This is a genomic window from Candidatus Palauibacter soopunensis (assembly GCF_947581735.1).
Classification (GTDB): Bacteria; Gemmatimonadota; Gemmatimonadetes; order Palauibacterales; family Palauibacteraceae; genus Palauibacter; species Palauibacter soopunensis.
Genome location: NZ_CANPVT010000022.1, coordinates 81,827 through 99,182, shown reverse-complemented (window position 1 = coordinate 99,182; position 17,356 = coordinate 81,827). Strand labels below are relative to the sequence as shown.

Below are 17,356 nucleotides of genomic sequence, written 5' to 3'. Positions count from 1 at the left end.
CTGCTAGTTCCAGCGATATCCGAGCCGGACGTAGTAGAAGCCGCCGTTGGAGCCGAAGGGGGTTCCCGGACCGTAGCGATTGCCGGAGAACGTCGCGCCGGGATTCTCCGCCGGATACCGGTTCAGGGCGTTCTGGCCTCCCGCGGTGAGCGTCAGCGCGTCGCTGATCGACCACGCTGCCTCGACGTCGACGAGATGAGCGCCGGGATACGAGACGTCGTCCCGGGAATCGAACCAGCCGGCGTAGTAGCTCAGCCGCCCCAGGAGGCTCAGCCGGCCGAGCGCGTGTTTGCCCGTGAGAATCCAGCGCGTGCCGGGAAGGCCCTCCTCGAGTTGGCGAATGCGGGTATCGTCGAGCTTCGTTGGATCGAACTCCGTGACCTTCGTCTGCGTGCGGTTGAAGGCAAGGCTCAGCGTCGTCCCGCCGGCGAGCGACGCGGGCGCGTACGTGGCGACGACGTCGAGACCCTGGGTGCGCGTGCTGAAGTCGTTCGTGAAGAAGCGGAACTCCTGCAGATTGCGGGCGCTCACGATCCCCTCCTCGACAAGTCTCGTCTGTTCGTCCGGCGAGAGACTGAAGGACTGAGTCAACGAGATGCGATCGGATACGACCACGCGGAAATAGTCCGTCGTGAGAAGGAAGGACCCGAGATCCAGGACGGCACCCGCCGCGAAGTTGCGGGACTTCTCGGCGTCGAGGGGGACGCCCCCGCGGAGCGCCGCAACTTCCGAGGTGGAAGGAATGGTGCCGCTGTTCACCAGGTCGCCGAGTTCCCGGTCGAAGACAGTGGAGACGTTGAAGGCGTTCTGCTGGCCCGGCGTGGGCGCCCGGAAGCCCGTGCTCAGGCTGCCGCGCAGGCCGAGACCGCCCGTAAGCGCGTAGCGTCCCGCGAGCTTTCCGTTGAGCGTCGAGCCGAAGTCCTCGAAATTCTCGAACCGAAGGGCTCCGCCGAGCGTCCAGCGGTCGTTCCGGTAGTCTCGCAGTTCGGCGTCCGCGTAGAGGGCGGTGTTCGTGCGGTGCCAGTCACCCGCCGCGATGGGACTGAAGCCGGGAAAGCCGTTGGAACCCGCGCTGAACCCCTGCGGCGCGAGGGAGCCGATCGTCCAGGCGTCGTCCTCGCCCAGCCCGATCGTGAAGTGCTCGTCCCGCCACTCGAACCCCGCCGCCAGGTCCAGCAGGTCGCTCACGGTATACGCCGCGTCGACGTGCAGGTCGATGTCCACCTGCCGGTAGAGCCCCGGATCGAACTCGGTGGGCGTGGCCCCGCCCAGCGAAGCGTTGACGGTGTTGAAGATGAAGAAGTCCACTTCGTTGGTGCCGTAGTTCCCGCTCACGTCCCAGAACAGGCGCCCGATCTGACCCTCCACGCCGGCGACGAGCGATGCGTCTCTCACATCTCCCCCGAACTGTGGCGTGAAGCCGCCCGGGAACAGTTCCTGGAAGGTGAAGCAGTTCGGATCCGCGAGGACCTGCTGGAGGGCGGCCGGATCCGGCAGACCATCGCTCACGCGGACGACGGGGCAGCCGGCGGAGCCGTCGAGGACCCCGTCCTGCGCGTCGAGGAGGTCGCCGATGAGCAGCGTCTCCCCGCCGTCGAGGCTGAACACGCCGCTCCGCGTGTTCGGGTTGCGGTAGAAGAAGCCCCTCGTGATGCGCTGGCTCGCGTAGTTCGCGTGCGCGTAGGCCTTCGTGCCGCTGCCGAGGAAGTAGCCGAAGTTGCCCCACAGCTTGAGGTCGTCCTCGATCTCCGGCGCGCCCCAGATCTGGGCCGGGTCCCGCACGTGCGTGTTCCCCCTGGAGACGAGGAGCGCGGCGTCGGCCCGCTGCACGCTGCGGCTGCTCGAGTTCGAGCGCCCGTACTCGGCCGTCAGGTTCGCGAAACCTGCCGCGCCGAGGGGCAGCCCCGTGTTTCCCGATATGGTGTAGCCTTCCCCGCCTCCGTCGCCGAAGCCGCCGGCCCGCACCTCGAGCGCGCCGCCGGAGCGGGCGTCCTTGAGGTGGAAATTCATGACCCCGGCGATGGCGTCGGAGCCGTACTGGGCCGAGGCGCCGTCGCGCAGCACCTCCACCTGGCGCAGCGCCATGGTCGGGATGCTCGAGATATCCGGGCCCTGCGCGCCGTCGGCGACGCCGTTGCCGATCCAGGTGATGACCGCCGCGCGGTGGCGCCGCTTCCCGTTCACCAGCACGAGCGTATGGTCCGGAGCCAGACCGCGGAGGTTCGCGGGCCGGATGATGCTCGCCGCGTCACCGACCGCCTGCGGGTTGACGTTGTAGGAGGGGATCGTGGTTCTGAGAAGATCGTCGATGTCCGTGTCCCCCTGGTCGAGCAGCTCGGAGGGGGCGAGCGCGTCGATGGGGACCATCGATTCCGTGGCCGTCCGGGGTCTCGACCGGCTGCCGACGGCGACGAGGCCGGCGACGGAGATCACGGTCGGAGTCAGGGGGACCTCGAGCACGACGACGGAGTCGTCCACGATGGTCGCTTCGTCGCGCGCGATGCTGTAGCCGAGAAGCCGCACTTCGACCGCGACGGGGCCGGCCGCGAGATCCGGCATGTGGAAGTGGCCCTCGACGTCCGTAATCCCGCCGTAGCCGAGTCCCGGGAGCGTGACCTGCGCCCTCGGCAGACCCGCCCCCGTCTCGGCGTCCTGCACGATCACGTCGAGCCCGCCCTGCGCGACGACTCCGGCCGGCACCGCCAACAGCCCGAGAGCCGCAACGACGAGGATCTTCCGCATCCTACGCCTCCTCCGCGTCCGTCGCGGGGGCTGAAAGCAGATTCTGCGTCCAGGCGGCGACGCCGTCCATCTGCCGCTCGCGTTCGCCCGCCCACCGGGGCAGCCGGAGGGCATTGGCGACCAGCACGCCTCCGCCGCCGAGACCCATCAGAGCAGGGACCATCAGCGCCGCGCCCGCCTTGCCGTCCGCGACCATGATGAAGGAGACGATCACCGCCATGACCGAGAACATGATCCCGATGAAGGTGGTTTCGAGTGCGTCGCCCTTGCGCGTTCCCAACCGAAGCCGGTGGCCGGACTCCGTCTGCTCGAGGACGGCGTGAAGATTCCCGTTGCTCCATTCACGGATCCCGCCCTCGGCCTTGACCTCGCCCTTCGCGTCGAACGTGGCCCGCAGTTCGGCGACGAGAAATTGCCACTCGCGATCCGTCAACTCGCGCGGGAGATCGACGATCCGGCCGGCGGAGATCGGAACACCGAGCAGCTTGCGCCGCGGCACGCGGCGTGGGGGCGCATCGAGTTCCGCGGCGGCGGCCGCGACGCGCTCGGGGGCGAGGCCGACCTCGATACCCACGGCCTGGAGTTCTCCGAGTGTCAGTCCGCCGTCCACGCGAGACGGCAGGCTGGCGCGCTCCTCCTCGGCCGCCTCGGCGGCGCGCGCGAAGACCTGCCGTATTTCGTCTTCCCCGTATCTGCGTTTGCTATGCATGACGGCGTGAAATGTGTGGTCCATCGGCGGACGATGGAAAGATGACGCTGGCGGGACAGACGATGGCGGCACGGATACGGACGATGGCGGAACGGCCGCGGCGGACGCAGCTTGTGCGTCGTGCGCTTCGCCGACGGGCGCGCCGGGAAGGGCGGGTAGCGAGACAAGGAGCGGGATGTGAAACCGATCCGGTGGTTTGCGGCGTTCGCGGCCGTCACGGCTCTGCTGAATCATGGATCCGCGGCGGCGCAGACCGCGTTCGGAATCAAGGGAGGCGTGACCTGGGCCGACGCCGCCTTCATCGACCAGTTCGCATCGGAAGCGCTCCTGCGGAAGGCGGCCGGCGGTTTCGTGACGCTGCCCCTGTCGGAGCGCGCGACGGTTCAGCTCGAAGCGCTCTATCTCGAACGTGGGTTCTCGACTTCGGGCCTCCATCAGGACGGGTCGAGGACGAGAATGTCCTACCTCGATTTTCCCGTCCTGCTTCGGTTCCGATTGACGCCGACGCCCGCGCGCGTGAAGCCGATTCTTCTGGGAGGCGCGTACTGGGGGCACGAGGTGGCCTGTCGCCTGGACGGCGGCGTGGCGCAGTTCGAGGAGAGCAACAGTTGCGAGGGGCGCTTCCGGCTGCGCGGCGTTGCGGATGTGGGCCTGGTCGTGGGCGCGGTCATCGAGGTGGAAACGGTCGACGCCTGGTTTGTGACGCTCGAGGCGCGCTACCACTACGGCGTGCGGAACCTCTACTGGGACCCGGCGTCGGATGGGGCGAAGGCGCGCAACCTGTCCGCTCTGGCCGGCGTTGGAGTTCGGGTCGGAGGGTGACCCGCATCTTCAGGACCGCCGGCGAACCGTCCTGTCGCCGGCCTACCCGCGGCCCGTGGTCGGCGGGGCCGGCGGTGCGGTGACCGAAAACGCCTTGATCCCCTCGACGATCCCGCGCGCCGCCCTCTCCGGCGCCCCGAGGATGATCTCGCGGTCCCGCGCGCTGGTCATGAACCCCGTCTCGATGATCAGGGCGATCGTCATCGGATGGAGCGCGTGCTCGTACCGCCGGTAGTTGAAGGCGTAGTAGTTCCGCATGCGGCGGGTAGAGACCGGAAGTTCCCTCAGGCCGGTCGCGGCGCCGTACGTTTCCCGGAGCACGCGCGCCGCGTCCTCGGCCCGTCCCGTGGCGTCGCGCCGCGGGGAGGCGATGCGGTATCCCGACGCGGCGGGGCTGTCGCTCCCGTCCGCGTGGATCGAGATGAAGAGGTGCGCCCGGTAGCCGGGGGGCACGACGGCGGGGAGGATGTCGACTTCGTAGCCCAGCGCTTCGAGGTCCGCGGCCGCCAGCCGGGCGATGACGAGGTTCGCCTCCCACTCGGCGGTTTCCCGCCACCGCGTGCCGTTGTAGCGGATCCGGCGGAGTTCCTGCGGGGCTTCGTCGGCGCGCCAATGGCCGGCCTGGAGGCCGATCCGGATCGGGCCTGCGGGGGGCTCCCACTCGTCGGGCGTGGGGATGGGGCCGGGGTAGCGGTTGTAGTCCCGCCAGCTGCGCCACCGCTCGCTCGCGGCGGCGTCACGTTCCGTGGCGCGCTGCTCCTGGGCCGCGGCGCTGCCGGCGCCGGGTCCCTCGCATCCGGCGAAAAGCACCACGGCGGCGGTGAGTACGGTCAGCTTCAAATCGAGACCTCCTCGCGAGCCTGCTGTAGTGTCGCCGTCCCCACGACTTCAACCCCCGAACCGCTCGGAGCGTTTGACGCTAACCCGCGCGGCGACCGGTCGGCAACGGCGACCCGCGAGGCTCAGCGGCAGCTCAGCCCGGGGCTCGCGGGGAGTCTCTCCGTCGTGGATGCGGCGAGCGCGTTGAAAAGGAGCTTGAACGTGTTGCGCGGCTGGCCGCGGAAGTGGGGCCGGAAGGCGAACAGCACGACCTGGCCCGCGCCGACCTCGACCTGTGCGGCCGCCGGGTAGCCAGCGAGCACTGCCTCGCCGCCCAGCGTCCAGCCGCTCACGAGGAAGTCCGAGTCGGCGTAGCACACCGGCGTCGAGATCCGGCCCACGTTGCCCGCCGCCCCGCCACCCGTCCTCTCCAGCACCTGGCCGCGGGAAAAGAGGGCCATCGCCTCCGCGTCCATCCCGTAGCCGAGCGGGTGCGAGGGGTCGACATCGAGCCGGATCACCGATCCCGGGATGAAGAACTCCTGCGAGGAGAGTCCCCGCGCCCGGTTGCGGAAGGGGAGGCCGAAGGTCTCGATCGCGTAGTCCACCGCCTGGTCGGAGGCGACGAGCCAGCCCCCGCCCTCGACGAAGGCGCGGAGCGCCGCGGCGCCCTCGTCGCCGAGGCCGCCCGTGTACTGCTCCGGCATGGTGCCCGGCAGGTTCCCGCTCGCGATCCCGCCCGCGGCCTGCGACGGGAGGAGGATGACGTCGAAGCGGGACAGGTCGCCGCTCCGCACGTCCGCGTCCCACACGTTCTCCCACTCGAAGCCGTACTGGTCCAGCACCCAGCGGGTCCAGCCCTCGGGCATTGGGGCCTGCCACGAGCGGTAGATCGCGACGCGCGGGGGCCGCGCCTCGGCGACGGCGCCGGGGGAGGGTGGGGAGGAGACGCCGGTGAGCGTGAGCCCGTGGTCGGCGGCGAGCGTGCGGGCCTCATCGGCGGACAGGTCGGGCAGCCAGTACGACCCAGCGGGCACGTCGCCGTTCGGCGTCGCGAGCGCCTGCACGGTACGGAAGCGCTCCGGGGCTTCGTCCGCGTCCCCGCCTTCGCCGGGCTCGCCTCCCGCAGCGGACAGCCCGCGGTAGATCGAGTTCGCGTTGCCGTGCACCGCGAAGCCCGCCGCCCCCTCGCCGCGCACCTCGCCGATGTCGGTCGCAACCTCGCCCCACTCGCCCGGCGGCATGTCGAACGGTTCGTCCACGTTCACCGCCTGCAGTCCCATCTGGAAGCGGAGTTCGTAGCCCGTCATGTCGTACGGCGGCTCCGGCGGCCCACCGGGATACTGGCGCCGGTCGGGGTACTCCTTGGGCTCCATCAGGTCCACCACGTAGGGCCGGAAGGCCTGGGGCGGAATCACGTACGACCCGGCGGGGAAGGCGAGATCTCCCTCCGGCCCCGCCACCGAGAACGGCTCCGACGCGCGCAGGAATTCGATCCCGGACCGCGACATCAGACCCATGAACTCGACGACCGCGCCCGGGTCGTGCGAGGCCAGGGGGTCGAGCACGTAGGCGAACGGGCCGCCCTCCGCCGTGTTTCCGCGCTCGATCTGGCGCCGGCCCATGAGGTAGTGGTTGAAGAGGTATTCCTCCTTGAGCTTCGCGCCCATGTCCGCCACGGCCTTCGCCGCCGTCATCATGTAGTCCATGGCGTCGCGCAGGTGCCAGCAGCCGCCGAGCCACGGGTTGTTGTAGTTCGTCGAAGGCGTCTTCGCGGGCAGGTTCCCGGCGCGCGCGCCGAACGTGTCCGGGATCTCGTCCTCGTCGTAGCAGCGGGGCGTCGCGTAACCCGCGCCCGCCGTCTCCGTCAGGAACCCGAGCATGTTGTGATAGTCGGGCCCGCCCCTCATGGAACCGTTCCACCACAGATCGAACACGATGCCGCTGTTGACGCCGGGCTTCCCCTCCTCGTCGAAACGGCGCCGCATCGAATGTCCCATCTGATTCAGGGAACTCACGACCAGCGGATCGAGGTGCGGGTTCACGGGGTTCTCGAAGGGCGGCATCCAGATCCGCCCGGGGAAGGGGCTCGACTGATGCTGATTATAGACGATCTGCGGAAACCAGTTGTGATACAGTTGCCGCGTCACCGCCTGCGTCTCGACCTGCGTCAGCATGTACCAGTCGCGATTGTTGTCGTGCCCGATATAGTGATGATAGAGCTCCGGCACGCGCGCCATCTCGAACTCGCCGCCCACGTTCGACATATACCAGTCGGCGACGATATTCAGACCGTCCGGGTTCATATTCGGCATCAGGAGGACGACCGCGTTCTCCCGCACACGCCGGGTCTCCGGGGATTCGTCCGTCACGAAGTGATGCGCCATCTCCGGCATCAGCTGCCCGTGCGCGACCTCGGTCGCGTGCAGCCCGCCGTCGATCCACACGATGGCGACGCCTTCCCGCGCCAGCGCGCGCGCCTCCTCCTCGGCGAGGACCGATCCGTACCCCGCCTCGGGGTCGCGTGCGTAGGCCAGCGTCCGCGTGATCTCCTTGATCCGTTCCAGGCGCCGGAGATTCGACGGCGACGAGATCGCGGCGAGGTAGAGGGGCTCGCCGCGGGTGCTCTCCCCGATCTGCTCCAGCGCCATGCGGTCCGTGGAGGCCGCGAGCGCCTCGAAGTACGCCTTGATCCCGTCGTAGTTCGTGAGCTTGTAGTCCTCGCCGGGCGCGAACCCGATGACGTCGGCGGGCATCGGCACGTCGGCGCCGGTGCCGCCCCCCGTCGAGCAGCCCGCGAGCGCCGCGGCGACGATCCACGATCCGAATACCAGCCGCCACCTGGCGGTCAGAGAGAGGTCCCTGGCGATCATCGGCTCCGTCCTCCCGTTATTCGACAATCCGATACCGGAAGAGACCGTCGGGCTGCGCGACGTGCAATCCGTCAGTTGGGGATGATTCGGACCACGCGGCCGTTGCGGTCCACGACCCTGATGGGTCCGCGGAGGATGTCGTCGCCGTAGGGGATTCGGCGTTCGGGCGTGGCGCGCGCGCCGCCCGTGGATCCGGGAATCCGGTAGATCTCGGCGAGCCCGACCTTGACCTCATACCCGAGGTCCGCCAGCGACTGGACCGTGATGAGGCTCAGGAGATCACGCTCGCCCGGTGCCTGGAACGGCGTCATCAACTCGTGGCCCAGCACGGATTCCCGCCAGTGGGAGTCCGCCGCCCCCGGTCCCGACGTGTTTTCGACCGGCACTTTCTCGCCGTCGTCGTAGTTCGCTCCGCCGCGCTCGTCGAAGGCGGCGATGGCCAGAGGTCCCGTGAAATGCGTGTCCGCTCCGGTATTGTGAACGGACAGGTTCCGGAGCAGGCCGTGGTCGACCCACACCGTGCCGATCCCCAGGACGTGGCCGATCTCGTGCAGGATCACCTCCTCGACGTCCTTCAGGTTCCCCTCCTCCTCGAGCCGTGCGAGGTCCGCCGCGTCGAGTTCCAGGGCGCCGACGGCGGGCAGGCGGGACTCATCCCGGACGACGCAGGGACCGGCCCGGGCCAGGACGCCGTCCTCGCCGTCGATCTCCCGGACGGACGCGACGAAGGCAATGTCGTCGACCGTGCCGATCCGCTGATCCGTCGTGATATCCCAGCACCCCGGCGCCACGTCCTGGCCGAGCGGGACATCCGCCAGTTCCGTGTCCGCCAGTATGGCCGTCCAGAAATCCACGGCGTCGGCGAAGGCCTCCGCCTGGGAGTCTGTCACCTCGTCGAGGAGGATGAGGTCGATGTCGAAGGGCCGTGAAGCCGCCTCTCGCACGATCACGGGGAATGAAAGCTCCGCGGTCGCGCCCGGCGGATCGGTCGCCGTCAGGGTCACGGTCGTGGACCCCGCGGCGACGGGCGTCAGCGTCACGACGCCATCTTCGGCGGTCACCGTCGCCACGGCGACATCGGCCGAGACGCCCGAGATGCGCACGGCGGCGCCCTCGGGATCCCGGAAGTAATCCGACGCCGTGAACGTGGTCGGGTGGGCGCCGGACTGCAGGCGCTGGGGCGCCACCTCGCGCTCCGGCACGGGCGGCGCGTTCGTCCCCTCTCCGAAGAGGATGAGCGGGTCGCCGAGTCCGACCTCGATGCCCGTCACGCGTCGCGGGACCGCGGGGACGGGGCCCGCCACCACCTGGACCTCGCTCTGGCCGCCCTCCGTTGCGGTCACGGTGATCTCCGCGCTCCGTTCGCTCCCCGCTTCGAGGACCGCCATCTCCGCCGAGAGCGCGCCGCCCCGGGCGGAGAGGGGAACGGTCATGGCGAACGGCGCCCCCTCGCCCACGGCGAGCGCGATCCGGGCGGGACCCGTGGCGGCGGGGTCGGGATTGTCGGTCCGCTCGAGTTCGAGTGCGAGCGCGAACGGGGCCCCGGGGTTCTCCGCCAGGAGCAGCGTGTCGAGACCGGACAGGCCGACGAACACTTGCTCCGGCAGCGCCGCCAGGCGGTTCCCGTCCAGCCGAAGCACGCGGAGCGCGGAGAGTCCCGAGAGCAGCCCCGCGGGCAGTTCGGCGAGCCGGTTGCCGTACAAACGCAGCGACTCCAGGCGGGAGAGGTCGGCGAACGCGTCTTCCGGGAGCGCTTCCAGCGCGTTCCGGTCCAGCCGCAACTCGCGGAGGCTGGAGAGGCCCTTGAAGACGCCGGCGGGAAGCGCCTCGAGCCCGGTGTCCTGGAGCAGCAGGCTCTCCAGCCCGGTCAGGCCGGAGAAGACGCCCGCCTCCAGCGCGCCGATGCGGCCGTTGCCGAGGTAGAGCCACTCCAGCTTGGCGAGTCCCGCGAACACGCCGTCGCCGAGGGTCGTGAAGTCGTTGGCGCCCAGGTGCAGCCGCTCCAGGCCCGTGAGTTCGGCGAACGCGCCCGCCGGCAGCGTGGCGAACGCGTTGGAACGCACCTCCAGCGTCTCGAGGGATGTGAGTCCCGCAAACGATTCGGCCGACAGCGTGGTCAGCGCGTTGTCGCCCAGATCCAGCGTCTTCAGGCGCGCGAGCCCCGCGAACGCGTCGGTCGGCAGCGTCTCGAACCCGTTGCTCCGCAGGCGCAGCGTCTCGAGGCTCGTCAGATCGGCGAACACGCCCACCGGAAAAGCGGTGAAGCCGACACCGGAGAGGTCCAGGTTTCTGAGGTTGTACAGGCCCGAGAGATCGCCCGGCCTGAGGGTGGGGATTTCGATGCCGGCGAGGTTGAGCGTCGTGATCCCCAGGTGCGCCGTCGTCACGCCCGAGCAACTGTCGGCGCGGCTCCGGACGACGAGCGCGTCCCGGATCTCCGGCGTTCGGTCGCAGACGCCTTCCGCGATCGTCACCTGCGTCGAGGTCGTCGCTCCCAGCCGATATCCCGCGCCCGTCGCCGGCGCATCCAGGCTGAAGAGGAAGGCCTCGCGGGCGGGCTCGATGTCGTCGTCGTCCCGGATCGCGATCCGAACGTCCGCGACGCTCGTGCCGGCGGGAACGGACACCGAACCATCGGCGCGGTAGTCCGCCGTGTCCGCGTCCGCGGTGGCCGGGTCTCCGTCCGCGCTCAGCGTGTAGCGGACGCTGATGGGCGAGGCTGGCGGGGGATCGAGACGGACCGACACGATCGCGTCCAGACCCTCGGACACGTCCCCCGCCAGGGCGCCGACCGTCGCCACCGGCGTCCGCGCGGGGTCGGGCCCCGGCCCCGGGTCGGTGCTGCCGTCGCCGCACGCGGCGATCGCCGCCGCGACCCAGACCAGCGTCCACCTGCTCCGTGTCGGATCCACCATCAGGTCACCGTGACGACGTCCCGTAACCGGCCGCCGCGTCCAAATCCTCGTGTGCGAAGGCGGATTCCATCCGCATGATCTCCTCCGGGGAAGCGCCGAGACCCGCCGCGGTCCCGCGCCAGGCGGAGACTGCCCGCCCGATCTCGCCGACGATCCGCTTCGCGCCGTCGAGATCCAGACCATAGTACTCTGCGGTCGCCAGCGCGCGTTCCACCGAGGCGGCGCCGTCGTACTCGTCGATGTACGTCTGCAAGACGCGGGGGCCGATGTCGGCCGGGGTCGGGTTCAGATCGTAGGCTGGGGAAAGACGCCAGCCCCGTCCGTCCTCATACAGGAAACCGTGGTTGCGGAGATGGTCGTCGGTATTCGAGATGAGGATGCTGAAGACGACCCTGCGCCAGAGTTCCGTCAGGTCATGTCTGACGGCCCCACCGTGGCGGCGAAGGGCGTCCGCGATCTCCAGGTAGGACCTCGAGTCGCGGTCATGGGCCCCCAGCATGCTCATCGCGGACAGGAACCCGACGCGACGGCCCGCCTCGCGGTCGAAGCGCCGGACGAGGAGAACGCGCCGCCCGGCAACCCGCTCGAAACGCCAGGCGGCCACGTCGATGCCGGCCCGCGCGGCGAGCTCGAGCGCGACGCCCTCCCACAGCACGAGATCGTAGTCGTCCCCGGCGCCGGGGAATTTCGCGATGGCCAACCCGCGGGCGCCGTCCCTCACGACGGCCTTGGGGCGGGCGCCCCCGAGCGAGGCCCCGGGTCCGATAAGAAGACGGAGATCCTCATCTCGCTCTTCCCGCTGCGTGATTCGCGTGGCCGCGGCGAGGAGCCGTCCCAGTTCGACGAGAGGCGGAATCCGCCTCTCCCCGGGCTCGGCGAGGAAGGGTCCGTCCCCGCTCAACGAGAACCTGAGCGCCCCCATGCGAGCCTCGTCATCGACCCGAAGGAGGTAGTCGGACTCGAAGAGCGCGCGGGGGTTTCGTCCCTCCCGCCTCGCCCGGCGAGCCTCGTCGCGGCGCATCAGGACCCGCCCCCAGCGGTCGGGCGCGGAGTCGCCAATCGATCCGAAGAGCGCTCGCCGGGTGTGAAAGGGCCCGGGTCCGAGCGTCAGCGCCGGTTCGAGGGCGAACTGTCGCGGGTGGTCCAACCAGCCCGGATCGTACTCGAACGTCGCACTCTCCCGGCCGCCACGAACTCTGACCCAAAGCCTGCCGACGAGGAGGGGCGTGTCGTTCAGGTCCAGATGGACCAGTATCCGGCGTTCCACGTGGATCGCCTCAAGCGTCCCCGCGCTCACGCCGGGAGCGGGGCGCGGCGACGCGTACGCGCTGCGGCAGGCGTTCCTCGAGCAGGTCGAGCCCGAGTCCGTCCCGCCTGCGGTCGGCCAGTTCCGCCAGGCCGTCCTCCATCCCCAGGACAAAAAGCACGGTCGAATAGATGCCCATCGAGACGCCCGGATCGCCGCGCTCGACCTTGCTGAGGGTGGTTCGGCTGATCAGTGCCCGTTCCGCCATCGTCGCCGCGCGGATGCGGCGACGGAGACGGGCATCCCTGATGTCGGAGCCGAGCTTACGGAGAAGTCGCCGGACGGGAAGCGGCAACGTGCCGTGGATGTCGTTCTTCATCGTAGCGACCATGATAATGTACGGTATTAGCTATACTGTACACTATTATGGTCGTTATGACAAGGCTGGTCATTCTCCGCGCGTACCGCCCTCCTCGTCGGCGGAGACATAGCCGTCGAGGACATCTTCCCGTACCCGCTCGCGCGGGCGCCGTGCCGGATCGCCGAGTCCACCGCCTCCCGGCGTCTCGAGCACGATGCGCCGGCCGGGGGGGACGACCTCGCGACCCTTGGGCCGGAACTCGCCCACGCCCGGCACGTGGACTCGCCCCGCGGCCCCGTCGCCGCCGCCATCGCGTCCCCGGGCCGGGTTGCGCACCCGCTCGAACATCTTGGAGACGGCGAACGCCTCGCCCTCCGCGTGTGAGATCTCCATCACCTGGCCCAGGCCGCCCCGGAACTCGCCGGGACCGCCGGAGTCCGGGAGATACTCCTTACGCCAAAAGATGAGCGGCGCGACCGTCTCGGTGATCTCGATGGGCGTGCTGCGGACGCCGGAGGGGAAAGCGGTCGCCGAGAGGCCGTCCTTCCCGGGGCGCGCGCCCGTGCCGCCCGCGTGGAAGGGGTTCACGACGAACGCCTCGCCGCCGTAGGCGTGAGCGCCGGTCAGTCCCGGCCCCGCCATGATGACGGGGTTCCAGAGGCACGACGCGCCTTCCGCGGGGACGGCTCCGGGCTCCAGCGCCTGTTCGAGACAGCCGAGGACGACGTCCGGCAGCATCTGTCCGATCGAGTGGCGCGCGGAGACGGCGGCGGGAGGGGGCGCGTTGAGAAGCGATCCGGGCGGGGCGGAGACTTCGATCGCCGCCAGCGACCCCGCGTTGTTGGGGACCTCGGAGCCGACGATGCAGCGCACGCCGAACGAACTGTACGCGCGCGTATAGGTCACCGGGACGTTGATGCCGCGCGGCGACATCGGCGAGGTGCCGTCCCAGTCGATCCTGATCGTCCCATCTGACAGGACCGTGAGGGCGCACACGAGGTCGAGATCCTCGTCGTAGCCATCGATCCTCATCCGGTTCCGGTACGTCCCCGGGCGGAGCGCCCCGATCCGCTCGCGCATCGCCCGCCGGGAGGCGGAGATGATCGTCTCCGCCAGCGGTTCCAGCGAATCGATCCCGAACTCCGTCATCATCGCGACCAGCCGCTCGCACCCCGTGCGGTTGCAGGCGGCCAGCGAGTAGAGGTCGCCCTGGGCGACATCCGGGTCCCGCACGTTCGCCCGCACCAGCCGCATGAGCGTCTCATCCACCCGTCCGCCGCGGATCAGGTAGCCGATGGGGAGGCGGATCCCCTCCTCGAACACCTGGTTCGCGTCCGCCCCGAAGCCGCGGCCCCCGACATCGGCGATGTGGCTCGTGGCCGCGAACAGCGCCACGGGGCGCCCGTCCAGGAACGTCGGCGTGACGACGGTGAAGTCGTTGAGGTGTCCCGTGCCCTCCCAGGGATCGTTCGTGATGAGGACGTCGTCCTCGCCCAGCGTCTCCACCGGGAAGTCCCGGAGGAAGAACCCGACGGAGGCGGCCATCGCGTTGACGTGGCCCGGCGTGCCCGTGACGGCCTGCGCGAGCATGCGCCCGGAGAGGTCGAACACGCCGGCGGAGAGGTCGCCCGCCTCGCGCACCGGGGTCGAGAAGGCCGTCCGCACGAGGGTCCGGGCCTGCTCCTCCACCACGGAAAGCAGCCTGCTCCACATGATCTGCCCTTCGAGCGCCGCGATCCCGGTCTGGGTGCCGGTGGCTGCCGCGGCGGCGCCCGCCGCTCGCTCCGCCGCCCTCCGCTCGACGAGGAGGTGGCCGCCGGCGACGGCCCGCGCCTCCCAGCCGTCCGGGACCACGGTCGTCGTCTGATCTTCCGCGATCAGCGCCGGGCCCTCGACGCGGGCTCCCTCCGCAATCGCCCCTCGCGTGTAGACGGCCGCGCTCGCCGACTCGCCGCCGGGTCCGTCCCACAGCTCGGTCCGGCGCTCGGGCTCCGGTGTCCCTGAGGCGGCTTTCCCTGAGGCGGCTTTCCCTGCGGCGGGTTGCCCCCCGAGAGACGTTCCCGCGGGAACGTCCGCGGCTTCCGTCGCGGGCGCCGTCGCGGGCGCGGAGACGACGAGCGTCCAGCTCAGAACCTCGATGTCCAGCCCCGGGATCGTCCGGCCGTACACCATCTCGTAGTCGCGGTCGAACGCGTCGCGGAGGGCCGCCGCGTCCTCGAGGTCGCCGGGAAGATCGACGCCGATCTCGTGCCCCTGGCCGACGTAGCGCATGTAGGCGCGCGCCTTCTTGCTCATCGGCGCGCCCGGCGCCCCGCGCGAGACCACAGCCGCCGCCTCGTCCCTCATCTCATCGAACACCTCCCGCACGACGGCGGGATCGAACCCGGACAGGCGCATGTAGCGGCTACGCACGACCTCGTAGGAGATGGGGGCGAGGAGGAAGCCGACGGCCGATCCCACGCCCGCGTCGGCGGGGATGAGGAAACGGTCCACCTCGAGCTTGTCCGCCAGACGCGCGGCGTGGATGGGCGCGGAGCCGCCGAAGGCGATGAGCGTACGTCCCGCCACGCCCTTGCCCCACTCGATCGCGTGGGTGCGGGCGGCGTTGGACATGTTCTCGTCCACCATCTCGCTGATCCCGAGCGCGGCGAGCTTCGCGTCGAGCCCGAGTCCGTGGCCTATGCGAGCCTCGATCGCGGCCTCGGACCGTTCCCGGTCGAGGGAGATCGAGCCTCCGGCGAAAAACTCCGGATCGATCCGCCCCAGGACGACGTCGGCATCCGTCACGGTGGGCTCGTCCCCGCCCCGGCCGTACGCCGCCGGCCCCGGCTCCGAACCTGCGCTCCCGGGCCCGACCTGGATCCGCTCGAGTTCGTCCACTCCGGCGATCGACCCGCCCCCTGCTCCGATCTCCACCATCTCGATTACGGGAATTCGCACCGGGAGCCCGCTCCCCTGCCTGAAGCGGTAGCTGCGGGCGACCTCGAACGTACGCGAATGGAGCGGCCGTCCCCCGTCGATCACGCACAGCTTCGCCGTCGTCCCGCCCATGTCGAAGGAGAGGACGTCGCCGAGGTCCAGGTCGCGCGCGAGGTGGCTGGCGAGGATGGCGCCCCCGGCTGGCCCGGACTCCACGAGGCGGACGGGCGCGGCGACCGCCGTCTCCAGGGTCGTGAGGCCCCCGCCCGACGTCATGAGGAGGAAGGGACAGGCGAGCCCCGACTCGCGCAGCGCATCCGCGAGCCCCGTCAGGTAGCGGGCCATGCGCGGCTGGACGTAGGCGTTCGCGCACGCCGTCGACTGCCGCTCGTACTCCCGCACTTCGGGGCACACGTCGGAGGCGAGCGTCACCGGAAGCCCCGGCCGCCATTCGTCGAGGATCTCCCCGATCCGCCGCTCGTGGTCCGGGTTCGCGTACCCGTGGATGAGCCCGACCGCGATCGACTCCACCTCCTCCGCCTCGAGCGTCGAGAGGAGCGCCCGCACCGAATCCTCCTCCAGCGGAATGAGGACGCGGCCGCGGTGGTCTACCCGCTCCTCCACCGGGAGCCGGAGACGGCGGGGGACGAGCGGGGCAGGGCGGTCGACCCCGATGTCGTACTGCTCGAAGCGGTTCTCGTGCGCCATTTCCAGCGCGTCGCGGTGCCCCGCAGTGACGATGAGCGCCGTGCGCGCGCCCCGCCGCTCGATGATCGCGTTCGTGGCCAGCGTCGTGCCGTGGATGACGAGCCGAACGGCCGAGGGCGGGACGTCCGCGAGCCCCAGCACCTTGTGCACGCCCTCGAGGACGCCGCGCTCGGGCGCCGAGGCGGTCGTCAGCACCTTCGTCGTGACGAGGCGCCCGCCGGACTCCAGCGCCACGTCCGTGAAGGTGCCGCCGATGTCGATCGCGAGCCGGGCTTCGCCGCCCGAGTCGCTCGTTGCCCTGCCGCTCACGCGCCCATCACCCGTCTTCCCGCAACGGAACCGTGTAGTTCAACGCCAGGCGTCCGCCGTCCGGGTAGATGGTCTCGCCCGTCAGGTACGAGGCGTAGTCGCTCGCGAGGAAGACGGCCACGGTCCCGACCTCGGCCGGGTCCCCGAACCGTCCCAGCGGCGTGCGGGAGAGGATCGTGCGGCGCGCCTCCTCATCGGCGATCACCGAGTCGAGGATGTCCGTGACGATCGTCCCCGGCCCGATCGCGTTGACCCGGATGTCGTGCGGCGCGAGCGCGACCGCCATCGCCTTCGTGAGCTGCATGACCCCGCCCTTGGAGGCCGCGTAGGCGAGCTGGTTCGGGATCGTCACCACGGCGTTCGTCGAAGACATGTGGATGATCGACCCCTTCACCCCGCGCGCGACCATATCCCGCGCCACGAGGCGGGAAAGGAGAAAGGTCCCCCGCAGGTTCACGCCCAGCACCCGGTCGAAGTCCTCGACTTCGGCGTCCAGAATCGAGCCCGCGGCGATGATCCCCGCGTTGTTGAGCAGGATGTCGCAGCGGCCGAACCGTTCCGTGCAGGCGTCGAGCAGGGCCGCGCAGTCGCCCTCCTCGCTTACGTCCGCGCGCACCGCGTGCGTCTCCCGCCCCGTCTCCTCCGCGATGCGGCGGGCCGTATCGGCGCAGCGATCCTCCAGCACGTCCCCCAGCACGACATCCGCCCCGTGACGGGCGAAGGCGAGCGCGCACGCCGCGCCGATCCCCTTCGCCGCCCCGGTAACGATGGCGGTCTTCCCCTCGAGTGTGATCAAAGCTGAACCCCCCGCGCGGTGATGATCCCCCGTTGATCGCCGTCGCGAAACTGTGGAGTCGGAGCGGCGGTCCCTATCGTATCGACGAAAGCGACGTGTGGCATGCAGCAGCGGAATCTCACCGAAGTCGAGTTACG

Annotated in this window: 10 protein-coding genes; 1 reads left to right on the top strand and 9 read right to left on the bottom strand. The window is 70.2% G+C overall.

Going from position 1 to position 17,356, the window contains the following annotated elements; genetic code table 11:
- Nucleotides 1-3 precede the first annotated feature (3 nt).
- On the bottom strand, nucleotides 4-2,742 hold the full coding sequence (locus RN901_RS07015) for a TonB-dependent receptor (RefSeq protein ID WP_310757367.1): 2,739 nt from the start codon (nucleotides 2,740-2,742) through the stop codon (nucleotides 4-6).
- Nucleotide 2,743: 1 nt separating this feature from the next.
- Entirely contained in the window at nucleotides 2,744-3,451 is a 708-nt protein-coding gene (locus RN901_RS07010; RefSeq protein WP_310757365.1) for a hypothetical protein, read from the bottom strand.
- Between the two features lie 177 nt (nucleotides 3,452-3,628).
- Between RN901_RS07010 and RN901_RS07005 the strand changes: the two genes are divergently transcribed.
- Entirely contained in the window at nucleotides 3,629-4,273 is a 645-nt protein-coding gene (locus tag RN901_RS07005) for a porin family protein (RefSeq protein ID WP_310757363.1), read from the top strand.
- Between the two features lie 42 nt (nucleotides 4,274-4,315).
- On the opposite strand, the gene RN901_RS07000 is transcribed toward RN901_RS07005, so the two are convergent.
- From RN901_RS07000 to RN901_RS06970, 7 genes are all read right to left on the bottom strand, one after another.
- Nucleotides 4,316-5,113 (bottom strand): N-acetylmuramoyl-L-alanine amidase, encoded by a 798-nt coding sequence (locus RN901_RS07000; protein WP_310757361.1) that lies wholly within the window; start codon nucleotides 5,111-5,113, stop codon nucleotides 4,316-4,318.
- A 122-nt stretch (nucleotides 5,114-5,235) separates the two neighbouring features.
- Complete coding sequence (locus RN901_RS06995) at nucleotides 5,236-7,965, bottom strand: M14 family metallopeptidase (protein ID WP_310757359.1); 2,730 nt, start codon at nucleotides 7,963-7,965, stop codon at nucleotides 5,236-5,238.
- A 71-nt stretch (nucleotides 7,966-8,036) separates the two neighbouring features.
- Nucleotides 8,037-10,880, bottom strand: coding sequence for a leucine-rich repeat protein (locus RN901_RS06990; protein WP_310757357.1), 2,844 nt, complete (start codon nucleotides 10,878-10,880; stop codon nucleotides 8,037-8,039).
- A 4-nt stretch (nucleotides 10,881-10,884) separates the two neighbouring features.
- Nucleotides 10,885-12,147, bottom strand: coding sequence for a type II toxin-antitoxin system HipA family toxin (locus tag RN901_RS06985; protein WP_310757355.1), 1,263 nt, complete (start codon nucleotides 12,145-12,147; stop codon nucleotides 10,885-10,887).
- Between the two features lie 10 nt (nucleotides 12,148-12,157).
- Complete coding sequence (locus RN901_RS06980; RefSeq protein WP_310757353.1) at nucleotides 12,158-12,505, bottom strand: hypothetical protein; 348 nt, start codon at nucleotides 12,503-12,505, stop codon at nucleotides 12,158-12,160.
- 69 nt (nucleotides 12,506-12,574) lie between these two features.
- Complete coding sequence (locus RN901_RS06975) at nucleotides 12,575-16,423, bottom strand: hydantoinase B/oxoprolinase family protein (RefSeq protein WP_310757351.1); 3,849 nt, start codon at nucleotides 16,421-16,423, stop codon at nucleotides 12,575-12,577.
- A gap of 7 nt (nucleotides 16,424-16,430) precedes the next feature.
- A complete protein-coding gene (locus RN901_RS06970) occupies nucleotides 16,431-17,219 on the bottom strand; it encodes an SDR family NAD(P)-dependent oxidoreductase (protein WP_310757349.1) in 789 nt (262 codons plus the stop codon).
- Nucleotides 17,220-17,356 lie beyond the last annotated feature (137 nt).

What these genes read in the sequence shown, in the direction of transcription:
- RN901_RS07015 (WP_310757367.1), bottom strand. Translation starts at nt 2,742, where the DNA reads ATGCGGAAGATCCTCGTCGTTGCGGCTCTCGGGCTGTTGGCGGTGCCG.
- RN901_RS06990 (WP_310757357.1), bottom strand. Translation starts at nt 10,880, where the DNA reads ATGGTGGATCCGACACGGAGCAGGTGGACGCTGGTCTGGGTCGCGGCG.
- RN901_RS06995 (WP_310757359.1), bottom strand. Translation starts at nt 7,965, where the DNA reads ATGATCGCCAGGGACCTCTCTCTGACCGCCAGGTGGCGGCTGGTATTC.
- RN901_RS07010 (WP_310757365.1), bottom strand. Translation starts at nt 3,451, where the DNA reads ATGCATAGCAAACGCAGATACGGGGAAGACGAAATACGGCAGGTCTTC.
- RN901_RS06980 (WP_310757353.1), bottom strand. Translation starts at nt 12,505, where the DNA reads ATGAAGAACGACATCCACGGCACGTTGCCGCTTCCCGTCCGGCGACTT.